The 15,925-nt window shown below is 70.6% G+C and carries 14 protein-coding genes; 5 read left to right on the top strand and 9 right to left on the bottom strand.

What is annotated here, in order from left to right; genetic code table 11:
• Window positions 1-139: 139 nt before the first annotated feature.
• The 3 genes from ACTIFU_RS00700 to dps all read left to right on the top strand — a co-directional run bounded on the left by ACTIFU_RS00700 (window position 140) and on the right by dps (window position 2,387).
• Window positions 140-703, top strand: coding sequence for an alpha/beta hydrolase (locus tag ACTIFU_RS00700; RefSeq protein WP_439576351.1), 564 nt, complete (start codon window positions 140-142; stop codon window positions 701-703).
• A gap of 24 nt (window positions 704-727) precedes the next feature.
• Window positions 728-1,825 carry a Kelch repeat-containing protein gene (locus ACTIFU_RS00695; RefSeq protein ID WP_439576350.1) on the top strand — a complete coding sequence of 366 codons (1,098 nt, stop codon included), beginning with the start codon at window positions 728-730 and terminating at the stop codon, window positions 1,823-1,825.
• Between the two features lie 82 nt (window positions 1,826-1,907).
• Window positions 1,908-2,387 (top strand): DNA starvation/stationary phase protection protein Dps, encoded by a 480-nt coding sequence (gene dps, locus ACTIFU_RS00690; RefSeq protein WP_439576349.1) that lies wholly within the window; start codon window positions 1,908-1,910, stop codon window positions 2,385-2,387.
• Between the two features lie 5 nt (window positions 2,388-2,392).
• Here dps and ACTIFU_RS00685 read toward each other — a convergent pair whose 3' ends face one another.
• Together ACTIFU_RS00685 and ACTIFU_RS00680 are read right to left on the bottom strand one after the other, a co-directional pair.
• Entirely contained in the window at window positions 2,393-2,701 is a 309-nt protein-coding gene (locus tag ACTIFU_RS00685) for a P-II family nitrogen regulator (protein WP_439576348.1), read from the bottom strand.
• Window position 2,702: 1 nt separating this feature from the next.
• Window positions 2,703-3,656 carry a sodium-dependent bicarbonate transport family permease gene (locus ACTIFU_RS00680; protein ID WP_439576347.1) on the bottom strand — a complete coding sequence of 318 codons (954 nt, stop codon included), beginning with the start codon at window positions 3,654-3,656 and terminating at the stop codon, window positions 2,703-2,705.
• Between the two features lie 76 nt (window positions 3,657-3,732).
• Between ACTIFU_RS00680 and parE the strand changes: the two genes are divergently transcribed.
• The gene (gene parE, locus ACTIFU_RS00675) at window positions 3,733-5,697 is read left to right on the top strand and encodes a DNA topoisomerase IV subunit B (protein ID WP_439576346.1); all 1,965 of its coding nucleotides are present in this window, start codon (window positions 3,733-3,735) and stop codon (window positions 5,695-5,697) included.
• 187 nt (window positions 5,698-5,884) lie between these two features.
• Here parE and ACTIFU_RS00670 read toward each other — a convergent pair whose 3' ends face one another.
• Genes ACTIFU_RS00670 through ACTIFU_RS00640 form a run of 7 tightly spaced genes read right to left on the bottom strand, consistent with a single transcriptional unit; the run spans window position 5,885 to window position 14,521 of the window.
• Window positions 5,885-6,958 carry an ABC transporter ATP-binding protein gene (locus tag ACTIFU_RS00670; RefSeq protein WP_439576345.1) on the bottom strand — a complete coding sequence of 358 codons (1,074 nt, stop codon included), beginning with the start codon at window positions 6,956-6,958 and terminating at the stop codon, window positions 5,885-5,887.
• Complete coding sequence (locus ACTIFU_RS00665) at window positions 6,955-7,941, bottom strand: ABC transporter ATP-binding protein (RefSeq protein WP_439576344.1); 987 nt, start codon at window positions 7,939-7,941, stop codon at window positions 6,955-6,957. Before ACTIFU_RS00665 ends, ACTIFU_RS00670 begins: the two co-directional genes overlap by 4 nt.
• Window positions 7,934-9,388, bottom strand: a complete 1,455-nt coding sequence (locus tag ACTIFU_RS00660; protein WP_439576343.1) for an amidohydrolase family protein — start codon at window positions 9,386-9,388, stop codon at window positions 7,934-7,936. The genes ACTIFU_RS00665 and ACTIFU_RS00660 overlap by 8 nt, the downstream gene beginning before the upstream one ends.
• 20 nt (window positions 9,389-9,408) lie before the next feature.
• Complete coding sequence (locus tag ACTIFU_RS00655) at window positions 9,409-11,010, bottom strand: ABC transporter substrate-binding protein (protein ID WP_439576342.1); 1,602 nt, start codon at window positions 11,008-11,010, stop codon at window positions 9,409-9,411.
• 23 nt (window positions 11,011-11,033) lie between these two features.
• A complete protein-coding gene (locus ACTIFU_RS00650; protein WP_439576341.1) occupies window positions 11,034-11,924 on the bottom strand; it encodes an ABC transporter permease in 891 nt (296 codons plus the stop codon).
• Entirely contained in the window at window positions 11,921-12,862 is a 942-nt protein-coding gene (locus tag ACTIFU_RS00645) for an ABC transporter permease (protein WP_439576340.1), read from the bottom strand. The genes ACTIFU_RS00650 and ACTIFU_RS00645 overlap by 4 nt, the downstream gene beginning before the upstream one ends.
• Before the next feature lie 9 nt (window positions 12,863-12,871).
• Complete coding sequence (locus tag ACTIFU_RS00640) at window positions 12,872-14,521, bottom strand: amidohydrolase (RefSeq protein ID WP_439576339.1); 1,650 nt, start codon at window positions 14,519-14,521, stop codon at window positions 12,872-12,874.
• Between the two features lie 189 nt (window positions 14,522-14,710).
• Here ACTIFU_RS00640 and ACTIFU_RS00635 point away from each other — a divergent pair, with 189 nt between their 5' ends.
• Window positions 14,711-15,868 (top strand): YbfB/YjiJ family MFS transporter, encoded by a 1,158-nt coding sequence (locus ACTIFU_RS00635; RefSeq protein WP_439576338.1) that lies wholly within the window; start codon window positions 14,711-14,713, stop codon window positions 15,866-15,868.
• The last annotated feature ends 57 nt before the right edge of the window (window positions 15,869-15,925 follow it).

Here is a 15,925-nt window from a genome sequence, read left to right as displayed (position 1 = left end):
GGGGGCCGCCGCTTTAGGGGCGCACCCGCCGGGCTCGCGGGGCAACCGGGCGGGGGGTCCCCCCGGCGCGCCCCGCGCATTGACCGCCCCGCCCGTTGTGGGGGCGGCGCCCCCGGCGCCCTCCCCACGCCTCGCCCTCTTGCTGCTGCACGGCACCGGCGGGGACGAGCACGACCTCGTCCCGCTCGGCCGCGAGGTCGCGCCCGATGCACTGCTGATCGGCGTGCGCGGCCGCGTGCTCGAGAACGGTGCGCCGCGCTTCTTCCGCCGCCTCGCCGAGGGCGTGTTCGACGAGGCGGATCTCGTGTCGCGCGCCGCCGACCTCGCGGAGTTCGTGGAGGCGATGTTCGCGCGGCACGCGCCAGGGCTGCCGCGCGCGGCACTCGGGTTCTCCAACGGGGCCAACATGGCGGCCGCGCTGATGCTGCTGCATCCGCGCGTGCTGGACGCGGCCGTGCTGCTGCGGCCGATGGTGCCGCTCGTCCCGTCGGTGCTTCCCGACCTCGCGGGAAGGCGCGTGCTGATCGCTTCCGGCGTCGCCGATCCGATCGCCCCGCCGGCGGAGGGAGAGCGGCTCGCCTCCCTGCTGCGCAGCGCCGGTGCCGCCGTGCAGTCGACCGCCGTCCCGTCAGGCCACGGCCTGACGCGCGCGGATGTGAGCGCATGCACGGCTTTCCTCGCGCCCACCGCCGTCGCAGGCTGAACGCGCAACCAGGGAGGACCCGCCATGACGATCGCCCGCCGGACCGTTCTGTTCTCGGCGCTGGCCGCGCCGGCGATCACTCGTGCCCAGGCACAGAGCGGGCACGCGCACCACCACGACATGTTCCACTCGCTGCGCACCCCGGGCGCGATCCCGCTGCCGCCGATCACCGCCGAGCAATGGGTGACCGACAGCCCGGCACCGGCCGGCCCGCCAGGGCGATGGGAGGCGCGCGCGCCGCTGCCCGTGCCACGCAGCGAGATGGCCTGGGGAGTCGCGATGGCCGGACGGCTGCACATCATCGGCGGCTACGGCAATCAGCGGGTCGATCGGAACTACCACCACGCCTACGACCCGGGCGGTGACCGCTGGGAGGCGCGTGCACCAGTGCCACGCGGCGCCAACCACATCGCGGTGGTCACGGCGGGCGAGACGATCTACGCACTCGGCGGGTTCCTCGAACAGAACCGCACGCCGCACAGCGACGGATTCGTCTACGAAGGCGCGGCCGATCGCTGGCGGACCATCGCCTCGCTGCCGCGGCCGCGCGGCGCGGGAGCCGCGGTCGAACTCCAGGGCAGGATCCACCACATCGGCGGCGCCGGCGAAGGCGCAGACCGCGCCTCGGTCGGCTGGCACGAGGTCTATGATCCGGCGACCGACCGCTGGGAGTCCCGCCGTCCGCTGCCCGGCGCGCGCGACCACACCGGCACGGTCGTGGTCGGCAACCTCATTCACGTCATCGGCGGGCGGTTCAACGATTTCGGCAACAACACCTATCTGCACCATGTCTACGATCCGGCGACCGATCGCTGGAGCCTGCGCGCGCCCCTGCCGACCGCGCGCTCGGGCCAGGGGGCCGGGGTGGTGAACGGGCGCATCTACATCTTCGGCGGCGAAGGCGGGGTCATCACGCCGCAGGGCGCCCTGGGCAACGTGTTCGGCCAGATGGAGAGCTACGACCCGGCGACCGACACCTGGCAGCACCACGCGCCGATGCTGACGCCGCGGCACGGACTTGGTGCGGCGGCGATCGACGGGCGCATCTACGTCGCCGGCGGCGGGCCGATCCTTGGCGGCAGCGTGCAGTCGGCCGTGCACGAGGTGTTCATTCCGGGCTGACGACGAGGCGGAGCCGCGGGACGGTTGACGCGTTCGGATGTCCGGGCGCAGCCTTGCCTTTGCACTGACTGGAGAACGAAGCATGCACAAGACCCGCAACGATCTCGCGGCGAACGCGCGCAAGAGCGTGTCCGCGCTGCTGAACGCGCGCGTCGCCGACCTGATCGATCTGCAGCTCGCGTTGAAGCACGCGCATTGGAACGTCAAGGGGCCGAACTTCATCGCGCTGCACGAGTTGTTCGACGAGATGGTCGACAGCTACGACGCGCATGTGGACGACATGGCCGAGCGGATCACCGCGCTCGGCGGCACGGCGATGGGCAGCGTGCAGGCGGTCGAGAAGGCGACCTCCCTCGATCCCTTCCCGGGCGACCTGTTCGACGGGATGAAGATGGTCGAGGCGCTGGCCGAGCGCACCGCCGCGCTGGCAAAGTCGGTGCGTAAGGGCATCGACGAGACCGACGAGGCCGGCGATGCGGATGCCGCCGACATCCTCACCGCGCTGTCGCGCCAGCTCGACAAGAATCTCTGGTTCCTCGAGGCGCACCTGCAGAAGGGGTGAGGGGGTCAGGCGTATTTCCCCGGGCGCAGCACGGTCGCGTCCGACACCCAGGCAAACACGGCGTAGCGCGGGAACCAGTGCGCGGCGAGGCGGGCCATCACCGCCGCCGCCCGTTCCGCGTTTGCGACCGTCTCGATGCGCACGGTCGGGCCGTCGAAGTCCGTCGGGCCTTCGACGTCCAATGCGCGCTGCCAGCGCCCCTCGCCAGGGACAACGCTCCAGCCGCGCACCCCCAGGGTCGCGAGATCGCGCAGCAGATGCTCGCCGATCTCCGCCTCGGCGACGATGGTGATGAGCTTCAGCGTGCTCGCCATCTCATCCGGTTCCCGCCATCGCCGCGTAGAGCGGCAGGCCGATCGTCAGGTTGAAGGGAAAGGTGATCGTCAGCGCGGCGGTCAGCGCGTAGCCGGGATTGGCATCCGGCAGCGCGAGGCGCACGGCGGCCGGCGCGGCGATGTACGAGGCCGAGGCCGCGAGCACCGCCAGCATGGTCGCTCCGCCGGGCGAGAGCCCGACCGCGCCTCCCAGCGCCGCGCCGAGCGCGCCGTTGACCAACGGTGCCGCGATCGCGAAGGCGAGCAGGAACGGGCCCACGCGCAGCACGTCGCGCGCGCGCCGTGCCGCCATCACGCCCATGTCGAGCAGGAACAGCGTCAACGCGCCGGGGAACCCGGTGGCGAAGAACGGTGCCACCGGCGCGTAGCCGCGCTCGCCCGCCAGCGCCCCGACGATCAGCCCGCCGAGCAGCAGCACGATCGACTTGCCGGCGAGCACCTCGTGCGCGATCGCGGCGAGCGCACCCTCGCCGCGGCGCGCGAGCAGGATCGCCACCGCGATTCCGGGCGCCTCCATCACCGCGAGCAGCGCCGGCAGATAGCCCTCCACCGGCACCTCGGCGGCCGCGAGCCAGGCGAGCCCGGCGACGAAGGTCACCGCCGAGACCGAGCCGTAATGCGCCGCGATCGCGCCGGCATCCTCCGCGCCGAAGCGCCCCAGACGGCGCAACACCGGGTAGCACCAGAGCGGGATCGCCGCGCCGAGCACGACGGAGCCAAGCATCGGCGCCGCGACCTCGGAGGGGGTCGCGACGGAGAGCGCGACCCCTCCCTTGAGCCCGATCGCCAGCAGCAGGTAGATCGTCAGCCCCTGGTGTACCGGGTCGGGCAGGCGGAGATCGCTGCGCATCAGCTGCGCGGCGAAGCCGAGGCCGAAGGCCAGCACCATCGGCTGCAGCAGGTTGATGCTGAGGAGGGTCAGCGCCGCGTCCACCCGCGCTTCCTCGCACAACCGCTTGTGGTGTGGAAGGCCGATCGCCTACTGTCCCTGCCGCGCATAGGAACACAGCATGAACGACCTGTTCAGCCGCGGCGCGCGCGCCGAGGCCGCCTACACCGCCAAGGACATCGAGGTGCTGGAGGGGCTGGAGCCCGTCCGGCGCCGCCCCGGCATGTATGTCGGCGGCACCGACGAGAACGCGCTGCACCACCTCGTGGCCGAGATCCTCGACAACGCGATGGACGAGGCGGTCGCCGGGCACGCGACCTTCATCGACGTCACGCTGGAGCGCGACAACTGGGTGAGCGTGCGCGACAACGGGCGCGGCGTCCCGGTCGATCCGCACCCGAAGTTCAAGGATCGCTCGGCGCTCGAGGTGATCCTCACCACGCTGCATTCGGGCGGCAAGTTCGGCGGCAAGGTCTATGCGACCTCGGGCGGGCTGCACGGCGTCGGCGCCTCGGTGGTCAACGCGCTCTCGGAACGGCTGGAGGTCGAGGTCGCGCGCGACCGCACCCTGTTCACGATGGCCTTCGCGCGCGGCCGTCCGCTGGGGAAGCTCCGGAACGCGGGGCCGGTGAACAACCGCCGCGGCACGACCATCCGCTTCCGCCCCGATCCGCAGATCTTCGGCGCGGCCGCATTCAAGCCCGCACGCCTGTTCCGCATGTGCCGCAGCAAGGCCTATCTCTTCCGCGGCGTCGAGATCCGCTGGCGCTGCGACGCCGCGTTGCTCAAGGGCGACGACGCCACGCCGGCCGAGGCGGTGCTGCACTTCCCGGGCGGGCTCGCCGACTTTCTCGCGAGTGCCACGGAAGGGGCCGAGATCCTCACCCCCCGGCCCTTCGCCGGCGAGGCGCCGATGGAGGGCGGCGGGCGCGTGGAATGGGCGGTGACCTGGCTGCTCGCCGGCGAGCCGTTCCTCAGCACCTACTGCAACACGGTGCCGACTCCGCTCGGCGGAACACATGAGCAGGGGTTCCGGGCTGCCCTGGTGAAGGGCCTGCGCGCCTATGGCGAGATGACGAACACCCGCCGGGCGGCGCAGATCACCGCCGAGGACGTGATGGGCCCGGCCGCGGCGATGCTCTCGGCCTTCATCCGCGAGCCGCAGTTCCAGGGCCAGACGAAGGAGAAGCTCACCACAACCGAGGCCGCGCGCTGGGTCGAGGCGGCGGTGCGCGACCGCTTCGATCACTGGCTGACCGCGGACCCCGAGGAGGCGGCGAATCTGCTGGCCCTCGCCCTCTCGCGCGCCGAGGAGCGGCTCGCGCGCAAGGAGAACGCGACCGCGGCGCGCAAGACCGCGACGCGCAAGCTGCGCCTGCCCGGCAAGCTCGCCGACTGTTCGCGCGAGGAGCGCGAGGGCACGGAGATCTTCATCGTCGAGGGCGACAGCGCCGGCGGTTCGGCCAAGCAGGCGCGCGACCGCGAGACCCAGGCCGTGCTGCCGCTGCGTGGCAAGATCCTCAACGTCGCCTCGGCGTCTTCCGACAAGCTGAAGGCGAACCAGGAGCTGAAGGATCTCGTCGAGGCGCTGGGCTGCGGCTCGGGCGCACATGCACGACCCGACGCGCTGCGCTACGGCCGCGTCATCATCATGACGGATGCGGACGTGGACGGCGCGCATATCGCCTCGCTGCTGATGACCTTCTTCTATCGCGAGCTGCCCGAACTCGTGCGCCGTGGGCGGATCTTCCTCGCCCAGCCGCCGCTCTATCGCCTGGTCGGCGCGGGCAGGACAGTCTACGCCAAGGACGATGCCGACCTGGAACGGGCGCGCAAGGAATTCAAGGCAGGAACGAAGGTCGAGATCAGCCGCTTCAAGGGGCTTGGCGAGATGCCGCCCGCCGTGCTGCGCGAGACGACCATGGACCCGCGCAAGCGGACGCTGCTCCGCGTGATGACGCCGCCGGAGCAGTACGCGCGCACGCAGGACATCGTCGAGGCGCTGATGGGCCGCAAGCCCGAGCTGCGCTTCGCCTTCATCCAGGAGAACGCGCGCAAGGTGGAAGTTGAGGCGGTCGATGTCTAGCGCGACGTGAGTCGGAGTCAGGTCATTGATTGTCCTGTTGGAGCAGGCATCGGGGTCCCTCACCCTGTCCCTCTCCCGGAGGGAGAGGGGACGCAGCGGCGCCATCGGGTTCCCTCTCCCGCCGCGCGGGAGAGGGTCAGGGTGAGGGTCGCGCCCGCGCCTCTATTCGTACGCTTACCGTAATGCCTTATGCAGCGCGCGCCCGTCGCGCCGCATAGGCCGCGAGCCGCTTCGCCACCGCCTCGGACGGCGGATGCGGCGCGAGCGAGGGGATCACCGGCGTCGAGATGCTCTCGGCGAGATGGCAGGCGACACGATGACCGGGTGCCAACTCGCGCAGCTCCGGCCGCTCCTCGCGGCATCGCGCGACCGCGTGCAGGCAGCGGGTGTGGAAGCGGCAGCCGGGGGGCGGGTTCATCGGACTCGGCACATCGCCGGCGAGGATCGCCTGCGATCGTTTCCGGCTCGGATCGGGTACCGGGATCGCACCCAACAGCGCCTGCGAATAGGGGTGCCGCGGTGTGCGGTAGAGGTCGCGCTTGGCCGCCGTCTCGACGATCTCGCCGAGATACATCACCGCGATCCGGTCCGAGACATGGCGCACCACGGCGAGGTCGTGCGCGATGAACAGGTAGGAGAGGCCGAGCCGGTTCTGAAGGTCCTTCAGCAGGTTCACCACCTGCGCCTGGATCGACACGTCGAGCGCCGAGACCGGCTCGTCCAGCACCATGAGCTTTGGGCTCACGGCGAGCGCGCGCGCGATGCCGACGCGCTGGCGCTGCCCGCCTGAGAACTCGTGCGGGAAACGCTCGGCGTGGTAGGGCGCGAGGCCGACGAGCCGCAGAAGCTCGTGCACGCGGGCGCGGCGCGAGGCCGCGTCGCCGATGTCGTGCACCTCCATCGGCTCCTCGAGGATACGCCCGACCGGCATGCGCGGATTGAGCGACGCGTAGGGGTCCTGGAACACCGGCTGGATCTGACGGCGGATCGGCTTCAGCGTCGCGTGCGGCCGCGCGGCGATGTCCTCGCCGGCGAAACGGATCGTGCCCGAAGTCGGGTCGAGCAGCCGCAGCACCAGCCGCGCGGTCGTGCTCTTGCCGCAGCCCGATTCGCCCACCAGCGCCAGCGTCTCGCCCTCGGCCAGATCGAAGCTCACGCCATCGACCGCGCGCACCGTGCCGACACGCCTGGTGAACACGATGCCGCGCTCGACCGGGAAATGCTTGGTCAGGTCGCGGACGGACAGCAACGGTTCGCTCATGCCGCGATCGCCTCGACGGGCGCGCGCAGGCAGGCGGCGATGTGGTTCGGACCCACGGGCGCAAGCGGCGGCAGGGTCTCGCGGCAGCGCGCATCGGCGAACGCACAGCGCGGGTTGAAGCGGCAGCCTTGCGGCAGGTTGAACGGCGGCGGCACCGTGCCCTCGATCGCGAGCAACCGGTCGGACTCGTCGTCGAGGCGCGGGATCGAACCGAACAGGCCGAGCGTGTAGGGGTGCTGGGCGTCGCCGAACACGGCGGCGGCCGGACCGCGTTCCACCACCTTGCCGGCATACATCACCGCCACCTCGTCGGCCATCTCGGCGACCACGCCGAGATCATGCGTGATCAGCACGATCGCCATGCCGGTCTCGGCCTGGAGCGCGCGCAGCAGGTCGAGAATCTGCGCCTGGATCGTCACGTCGAGCGCGGTGGTCGGCTCGTCGGCGATCAGCAGCTTGGGCTGGCAGGCGAGCGCCATCGCGATCATGACGCGCTGGCGCATCCCACCCGAGAGCTGGTGCGGATACTCCTCGACGCGGCGTTCGGGGGCCGGGATGCGCACGCGACGCAGCGCCTCGATCGCGATGCCGCGCGCGTCCGAGCGCGAGACGTTCCGATGCGCGAGCACCGCCTCCTCGATCTGCCGACCCACGGGATGCACCGGATTGAGGCTGGTCATCGGCTCCTGGAAGATCATGCCGATCGCGCCGCCGCGCACCCTGCGCATCTCCGAACCGGGCAGGGTGAGCAGATCCCGTCCCTCGAACAGCACCTGGCCGGCGGCGACCCGTCCGGGCCGCGGCACGAGACGCATCACCGAGAGCGACAGTACGCTCTTGCCGCAGCCCGACTCGCCGACGATGCCGAGCGTGCGGCCCGGTGCCACCGAGAGCGACACACCGTCCACCGCCGGCACCTCGCCGGCGGAGGTGCGGAACACGGTGCGGACGTCGCGGATGTCGAGGAGCGGTGGCTCAGACATACCGGAAGGTCGGCGGGCTGATCTTCTCGACCGGACGGTGCGCCCAGTCGCGCTCGGGCACCTTGGCGATCATGCGCTGTTGCGCCTCGTGTAGCGCCTCGGCGGCGGCAGGGTAGTCGATCGTTAGGCACTGCCCGTCGCGCACCACCTCGGCGCCGTCCACGATCACGCTGCGGATCGCCCGGTCGGCGGCAGCGTAGATCAGGCTGCGGACGGGATCGCGCGCCGGACGCATCCCCGGATGCGTCACGTCCACCAGCACCATGTCGGCGCGCGCACCAGGGGCGAGGCGGCCGATATCGTCACGCCCGAGTGCGGCCGCCCCGCCGACCGTCGCCGCCTCGAACAGCTCCTCGCTGGTCAGCGTGCGCGGCGTCTCGGCCATCATGCGTGCCGCATAGGCGGCGAGCCGCATCTCGTCGAGCATGTTGTGCGGATAGGTGTCGGTGCCGAGGCCGAGCCGCACGCCGCGGCGGCGATAGCGGCCAAAGTCGCGCAGCATGATGCCGCGCCGTGCGAACACGGTCGGACAGTGCGCCACGGTCGTGCCGGTCTCGGCCATCAGGTCGAGGTCGCGCTCGGTCGACCAGCGCGTGCGCGGGTGGTCGTCGAGGAAGATGCCGTGGCCGATGATGGTGCGGTCCGACAAGGTGCCGAGATGACCCAGCCACTGGATCGGCGTCAGCCCATGCCGGCGCGTGATCTCGTGGAACTCCACCACGCTCTGCGCGGCGTGGATCTGCCAGGAGATGCCGCGCTTCTTCGCCTCGGCGAAGCTGTCGCGCAGCAGTTCGGGCGTGCAGGTGTCGATCTGCGCCGGCACCGCCATGCCGAACAGCCGGCCCGAGGGATGCTGCTGGGCGCGCTCGATCAGGCCGAACGCCTCCTCCATCGCCTTGACGCCCGCGGCCTCGTCCCACTCGTACTCGACGACGTGGCCGTTCCTGGTGAACCAGCGCGCCGAGCGGAACATCGGCGCGATGCAGACGCGCATGCCGCTCTCGCCGAGCAGGTCGAGCCAGCCCGGATGCGCCATGGAGAGATCGGCGACGGTGGTGACCCCGGACAGCAGGAGCTCGGCCAACGCGACGCGCACGCAGGCCTGCACGCCGGTGGGATCGCCGCGGAAGATCGGCAGGTATTCGTAGAGCGAGGAGTTGTAGAGACCCGGCGTGCCGACCTCGTCCGTCAGCCCCTTGTTCATCGGTTCGGACGAGGGATGGCAGTGGATGTTGACGAGGCCCGGCATGACCATCAGGCCCTTGCCATCGATCACCCGGTCGGCTGCGCCGTCATAGCCGCGGCCGACGAAGGTGATCGCGCCGCCGCGGAAGGCGACATCCGCGTCGGGCATGTAGACGTGGCGCTGCTCGGAGGCGTCCCACGCGACCGCGAAGGAGGCGCTCTTGATCAGCGTCGTCGTCTCGGTGGCAAGGTCCTGGGTCATGCCGGTCTCCTGTCAGCGGCTCAGCGCGTCAGCCGGATGTCGAGCCCCTTGTAGAGGGCTGCGCTGTACACGCCATGCGGACGCGCGCCCGCGACGCGCGGGCCAGTCGCCAGCCAGAGCTGCGAGTGCGCGACCGGGAACCACACCGACGCCTCGGTGAGCTGACGCTGGATGTTCGCCACCGCCTGCTGGCGCGTCGCCGCATCAAGCGCCGAGCGTGCCTCGCGCAGCCAGGCATCGGTCTGCTCGTTCTTCCAGTTCATGCGGTTCGGCGAGGGTGCGGCCTCGCTGCGGAAGTAGAGGTTCAGCGCGTCCGTGGCCGAGACGTAGGGGTAGGACATGGTGAACGCGTCGAACTCCTGCGTCGCGAGCCGCCCCCAGGCGACCGTCGCGTCGAACATCTGGATGCGCATCTCGATACCGATCCGGCGCAGGTCGGCCTGCATCGACTCGGTGATCTGGCGGTTGATCTGGGTCGAGATGCTGTAGGTGAGGAACGAGGCGCGCTGCCCGTCCTTTACCCGGATGCCGTCCGGCCCCGGGCGCCAGCCGGCCTCGTCCAGGATCCGGCGCGCCTCGGCCGGATCATGGCCGGGGTGACGTGCCTTCGCCTCGGGATCGAAGCCGGGCGCGGCAGGATGGATCAGGCTCTTCATCGGGTCGGCGGCGCCGAAGAAGGTCGCCTGCACCAACGCGTCGCGATCGACCGCGAGGTTGATCGCGCGGCGGATCACTGGGTCGCTGACCACGGGCTTGTCGACCTTGAAGCCGAGAAAGAAGTCGACGAAGTAGTTTGGCTGCTGCTGCACTGTCATCCCCGGCACGCGCCTCAGCGCCTCGAGCGCAAACGTCGGGATGTGCTGCGTGGCGTCGCCCTGGCCGGTCTGCATCGCCGCCATGCGCGTGTTCGGATCGGGGATCACGCGCCAGATCACTCGCTCGATCTGCGGGCTCGGGTTCTCGTAGATCGGCGGACCCCAGGTGTAGGTCGGGTGCTTCTGCAGCACGAGGTCCTGGCGCGGTGTCCAGGACACCCAGCAATACGGCCCGGTGCCGTTGAAGCCCTGCGCGCCGAAATTCTCGCCGAGCCGCTCGACCGTGTTCTTGTCGATGATGCCGGCGAAGTAGAGGGTGAGCTGGAACAGCAGCTCCGCGAAGGGCTCGTTCAGTTCGTACTCGACCGTGACGTCGTCCTTGGCGCGAATCTCCTTCACCGGGCCGGCGCGCCAGCGCACCGGGCTGCGCGTGGCCGGATCGATCCAGCGGTTCAGCGAGTAGACGACGTCATGCGCGGTCATCCGGCGCCCGTCGCAGAACGTCACGTCATCGCGCAGCGTGAAGGTGTAAAGCTTGCCGTCCTCACTGACGGTCCAGGACTTGGCCAGCCCCGGCTTCACGGTGGTCTGGTCCCAGTCCATCGACACCAGCGTGTCGGTCATCATGTAGATGACCTCGCCGGCGGCGAAGGCGGTCACCTTGTGCGGATCGTAGCGGTCGGCGTCGATCTCACGCAGCACCACCAGCGTGTTGCGCGGTGTTGCCTGGGCGAACGCCTCGCCGGTTGCGACCAGCGTGATCGCGCCGGCCGCCGCGATCAGAAGTCCTCTCATCGTTCGTCGCATGCTCGTCTCCCTTCCGACGTTGTTCAGATGCGCAGCCTCGGGTCCAGCGCGTCGCGCAGGGCATCGCCGAGCACGTTGAACGCCAGCACCACGAGGAAGATCAGGACGCTCGGCACCACTGAGATGTGCGGTGCGAAGAACAGGAAGTTGCGTCCCTCGGAGGCCATCGCGCCGAGCTCTGCCGTCGGCGGCTGCGCGCCGAGGCCGAGGAACGACAGCCCGGAGCCGAGCAGGATCACCTGGCCGAACCGGAGGGTCGCGAACACGAAGATCGGGCTCAGGCAGTTCGGCGCGACATGGCGCCAGATCAGCCGCGCGTCGCTCATCCCGACCGCGCGCGCGGCATCGATGTAGTCCTGCTTCATCACCACGAGGGCCGCGCCGCGGACGATGCGCGCCATCAGCGGCACGGTGGCGATCGACATCGCGACCACGATCGCGAACACGCCCGGGCCGAAGATTGCCGCGATCGCGAGCCCGAACAGGATCGCGGGGAACGACAGCAGCATGTCCATCAGCCGCATCAGGAGGCCATCGACGCGACGATAGAAGGCGGCGAGGAAGCCGATCAGGATGCCGATGCTGCCGCCGACCGCCACGGCGACCAGGCCCATCAGCAGCGTCAGGCGCAGCCCGTACAGGCATCGCACCACTAGGTCGCGGCCCTGCACGTCCGTGCCGAGCCAGTACTCGCCGCCGGGGGGGCGCAGCGTGGCGCGCAGGTTGGTCTCGTAGGGATCGGCACCGGCGAGCCACGGCGCGAACACCGCGGCGAGCACGAAGGTGATCGCCATGACCGCGGCGATGGCCGCGCCCGGCTCGGTGAACAGGCGCCGCAGCAGACCCGCGCGCGGAGGCGGCGTGTCCGAGGCCGGGACGAGGATCGGCGTGTCGGTGGCGGCGGCCGTGCTCATGACGCGCGCACCCGCGGGTCGAGCACGGCGTAGAGCACATCGACGATCAGGTTGATCACGATGAACCCGAGCGAGAGTACGATGATGGTGCCCTGCGCCATCGGGAAGTCGGAGGAGAGGATCGCGCCGACCGCGAGCCGCCCGACGCCCGGCCAGGAGAAGATCGTCTCGGTGATGACTGCGCCGCCGAGCAGGAAGCCGATCTGCAGCCCGATCAAGGTGACGACCGGGATCAGCGCATTGCGCAGCGCATGGCGCAGCACCACGAGACGCTCGGCGAGACCCTTGGCGCGTGCCGTGCGCACATGATCGGCGGACAGCACGTCGAGCACGGCCGTGCGGGTCATGCGCGCGATCGGGCCGACGAACACGCCGCCGAGCGTCAGCGCCGGCAGCGCGATCGCCTTGAGCCCGTCGATCGTCCAGATCGGCCCACCGCGGCCGGTGAACGGCAAGAGCTGCCACTTGAAGCCGACGAACCAGATCAGCACGAGGCCGACAAAGAACACCGGGATCGACACGCCGGCCACAGCGAAGGCCATCACCGCGCGGTCGAACAGGCTGCCGCGCCAATAGGCCGCGACGGTGCCGAGCAGGATGCCAAGCGGGATCGACCACACGAGCGCGGCGACCATCAGCTCGAGTGTCGGGCCGATGGTCGCGCCGAGCTCCTGCGCGACGGGGACGTTGTTGATGATCGAGACGCCGAGATCGCCCTGCGCAAGCCGCCAGAGATAGCGCAGGAACTGCTCCCAGATCGGCCGGTCGAGGCCGAGATCGCGGCGGATCGCTTCGATCACGTCCGGCGTGGCCATCGGCCCCGCGCGCACCGTCGCCGGATCGGTCGGCACGACTTGCAGCAGCACGAAGCCGATCAGCAGCACGCCGAACATCACCGGCACGGCGGTGAGCAGACGGCGGAGGATGTGCTGCAGCATCGCCGCGATCTACTCGGCCGCCGCAGCGGCGACCTCGCCGTGGCGGTCGAAGATCACCGCACCGCCGCGGAGCGTCAGATCCGCGCGCGCTGTCAGCACGTCCTCGGGCGCGAGCGCGAACAGATCGGCCGAGATCGCCGCGATGTCGGCGAGCATGCCCGGTGCGATCGTTCCGCGCGCGGTCTCAGCGAACTGGCTGTAGGCGCCCGCATGGGTATAGGCGTGCAGCGCCTGCTCCATGGTCAGCGTCTCGTCCGGACCGAGCACGGTGCCCCTGTTGGTCTTGCGCGTCAGCATCGTGAACAGGTTGATGAACGGATCGACCGTCGAGACTGGGGCGTCCGAACTCGCCGAGGGTTCGTGTCCCTCCTCCACCCAGGTACGCATCGGATAGGCCGCCTCGGCCCGCTCGCGGCCCAGGTTCTTCACGTAGAGGTCGCCGAACTCGTACATGAACACCGGCTGCGGGACGGGCAGGATGCCGCGCGCCTTCATGCGTCGCCGCTGGCCGGCGTTCAGGAAGCCGCAATGCTCGATGCGGTGGCGTCGGCCGGCGACAGGATGCTCGGGCGTATCCGCCGCCTCCATCCCGCTCAGCACCTGCTCGATCGCGGCATCGCCGATCGCGTGGATGTCGAGCTGCCAGCCCTGGCGGTGATAGAGCCCGAGCAGGTGATGCATGGTCTCGTTCGGGAAGCAGAACACGCCGGTGCCGCCGCCCGCGCTCTCGAGATACGGATCGAAGAACGCGGCGGTCAGCCCGCCGGCCGACCCATCGGCGAACACTTTCACCGCGCCCCAGCGCATCCTCTCGTCGCCGTCCATCGGCCGGAGTCCCTGCGTCCACGCCGTCTGCGCGATGCCCTCGGGATTGCCCGCGAGCACCTGCCACATGCGCACAGAGAGCGCCCCCTCGCTGAGCGCGCGCCGATAGGCCGGGATCTCGGCCATGCCGGCGATCATGCCGACATTCATGTCGGTGGCGGAGGCGAAGCCGCGGCTTGCCAGATCATCGCAGGCGGCGCGGATGCCCTCGACCATGCGTGCCTGGTCGGGCAGCGGCACGTGATCGAGGATCAGCCGCATCGCGCGCTCCTGGAACAGGCCCGTCAGCGCGCCGCCCTTGCGCTCGATCACCCCGCCTTCGGGGTTCGGCGTGTTGTGCCCCACCCCGGCGAGCCGCATCGCCGCGGCGTTCGCCACCATCATGTGTCCGCAGGTGCGCCGGATCGCGACCGGGTTGTCGGGGGCGACGCGGTCGAGTTCCGCTGCCGTCGGGTGCCGCCCGACATCGAGCGCGCCGTGATCGTAGCCGCGGCCGAGCACCCAGGTTCCTTTCGGCGCCGCCTTTGCCGCCGCGCCCACACGCCTCAGCACCTCGTCGAGCGTGCGCACCTCCTCGGCGCGCAGGTTCACCTGTGACAGGCCGAGCCCATAGGGCAGCAGGTGCATATGCGCTTCATTGAAGGCCGGAATCGCGAGCCGGCCGGCGAGGTCGATGCGCTGAGTGTCCACACCCGCGAGTGGTTCGATCCGATCGCGCGCGCCGGCGGCAACGATGCAATCGCCTGCCACCGCGAGCGCCTCGACGAAGCCCGCGTCGCGGCCGCACCAGATGCGACCGCCCGACACCACCAGATCAACGCCAAGTCCTGCCATCACGCGCTCCAGTCACCACGGCGCGCGGGCGCACGGGCTTCTTGGTCCTTCCCGAGGGACATGCCTGCACGCGCGGACGGCACGGATGATCTCATGCCCGAACTCCCCGGCGGCGTTCCCTTCTTGCTTATAGTCCTGGCAGCGGCGAATTGTGCCGTCAAGCCGAGGTGGCACACTCGGCCGATCACCATGAGCCGCATCCCTGATCCTCACCCGTCCGTCCTCGTCCCCGCGCTCGCCGGGCTTGCGGCGCTGTTCGTCGGTCTCGGCCTCGGCCGCTTCGCCTACACGCCGCTGCTGCCGGCGCTGATCACGGCGGGCTGGTTCACCCCGGGCGAGGCGGCCGGGCTCGGCGCGGCAAACCTGATCGCCTATCTCGTGGGCGCGATGATCGCTCGTCCGCTCGGCCGCGTGGTCGCGCTGCCCGCCCTGATGCGCGGTGCCATGCTGGCAACCGCTGCGTCGCTCGCGATCTGCGGGCTGCGGCCCGGGCTGATCGTGTTCGGCGCGCTGCGCGCATTCGCCGGCTTGACGGGCGGGGTGCTGATGGTGCTCGGCCCGCCCTCTCTGCTTGCCGCAGTGCCGCCCGCCCGACGCGGGCGGGTCGGCGGGATCGTGTTCGCGGGGGTGGGCATCGGCATCGTCTCGGCCTCCGCGGCGCTGCCGGCGTTGCTGCGCGTGGGCGTGGCGACCGCGTGGTACGGGCTTGCCCTGGGGGCGCTGCTGTTCGCTGCGATCGGCTGGCGCGGCTGGCCGCCGGCCCCGCCGCCCCCGCCGCCGCATGACGGCGCGGCTGCACGGCCGCTGCGCTGGCTCGTGCTCGCCTACGGCGTGAACGCGATCCCGGTCATTCCGCACATGATCCTGATCTCCGACTACGTCGCGCGCGGCCTCGACACGGGGGTTGCGGCCGGCTCGGCGGCCTTCGTGGTCTACGGGATCGGCGCGGCGATCGGGCCGATCGCGGGTGGGTGGATCGGCGATCGGCTTGGCTTCCGCCGCACGCTGGACCTCGCAGTGGTCGTACAGGCGAGCGCGATCCTGCTCCCGGCCATTGTCCCGACCACACCAGCCGCGTTCCTGTCCGCCCTGCTGGTGGGTTCTCTCACGCCCGGCATTCCGCCGCTGGTGCTGAACCGCGCGGTGGAGTTGGCCGGGCCCGCCGGTGCCGCACGATTCTGGCGCGCCGCGACGATTGCGTTCGCGATCGGCCAGGCGGTCGGCGCCTGGAGCACGGCGGCAGCCTTCGCACGCCTGGAGAGACATCCGCCGCTCTTCATCGCGGCTGCGGCGATCGCGGTGGTCTCCCTCGCTTTGCTGCCGCGCGATCCTTCGCGGGGGAAGTGATTGCGCTTCCGCACGGGCGCGGTATCGTGACGGCTCTGCATTCCCGAGGAGAGGCGC

It is taken from the genome of Elioraea sp. (assembly GCF_051860475.1).
GTDB lineage: Bacteria > Pseudomonadota > Alphaproteobacteria > Acetobacterales > Acetobacteraceae > Elioraea.
Note: the sequence above shows the minus strand (reverse complement) of the source record. Positions and strands in the feature narration are given on the sequence as shown.

Bases quoted from the DNA above. Each gene is read 5' to 3' on its own strand.
- ACTIFU_RS00650 (WP_439576341.1), bottom strand. From the start codon at position 11,924: ATGAGCACGGCCGCCGCCACCGACACGCCGATCCTCGTCCCGGCCTCG.
- ACTIFU_RS00665 (WP_439576344.1), bottom strand. From the start codon at position 7,941: ATGTCTGAGCCACCGCTCCTCGACATCCGCGACGTCCGCACCGTGTTC.
- ACTIFU_RS00695 (WP_439576350.1), top strand. From the start codon at position 728: ATGACGATCGCCCGCCGGACCGTTCTGTTCTCGGCGCTGGCCGCGCCG.
- ACTIFU_RS00655 (WP_439576342.1), bottom strand. From the start codon at position 11,010: ATGCGACGAACGATGAGAGGACTTCTGATCGCGGCGGCCGGCGCGATC.
- dps (WP_439576349.1), top strand. From the start codon at position 1,908: ATGCACAAGACCCGCAACGATCTCGCGGCGAACGCGCGCAAGAGCGTG.
- ACTIFU_RS00640 (WP_439576339.1), bottom strand. From the start codon at position 14,521: ATGGCAGGACTTGGCGTTGATCTGGTGGTGTCGGGCGGTCGCATCTGG.
- ACTIFU_RS00685 (WP_439576348.1), bottom strand. From the start codon at position 2,701: ATGGCGAGCACGCTGAAGCTCATCACCATCGTCGCCGAGGCGGAGATC.
- ACTIFU_RS00660 (WP_439576343.1), bottom strand. From the start codon at position 9,388: ATGACCCAGGACCTTGCCACCGAGACGACGACGCTGATCAAGAGCGCC.
- parE (WP_439576346.1), top strand. From the start codon at position 3,733: ATGAACGACCTGTTCAGCCGCGGCGCGCGCGCCGAGGCCGCCTACACC.
- ACTIFU_RS00645 (WP_439576340.1), bottom strand. From the start codon at position 12,862: ATGCTGCAGCACATCCTCCGCCGTCTGCTCACCGCCGTGCCGGTGATG.
- ACTIFU_RS00670 (WP_439576345.1), bottom strand. From the start codon at position 6,958: ATGAGCGAACCGTTGCTGTCCGTCCGCGACCTGACCAAGCATTTCCCG.
- ACTIFU_RS00635 (WP_439576338.1), top strand. From the start codon at position 14,711: ATGAGCCGCATCCCTGATCCTCACCCGTCCGTCCTCGTCCCCGCGCTC.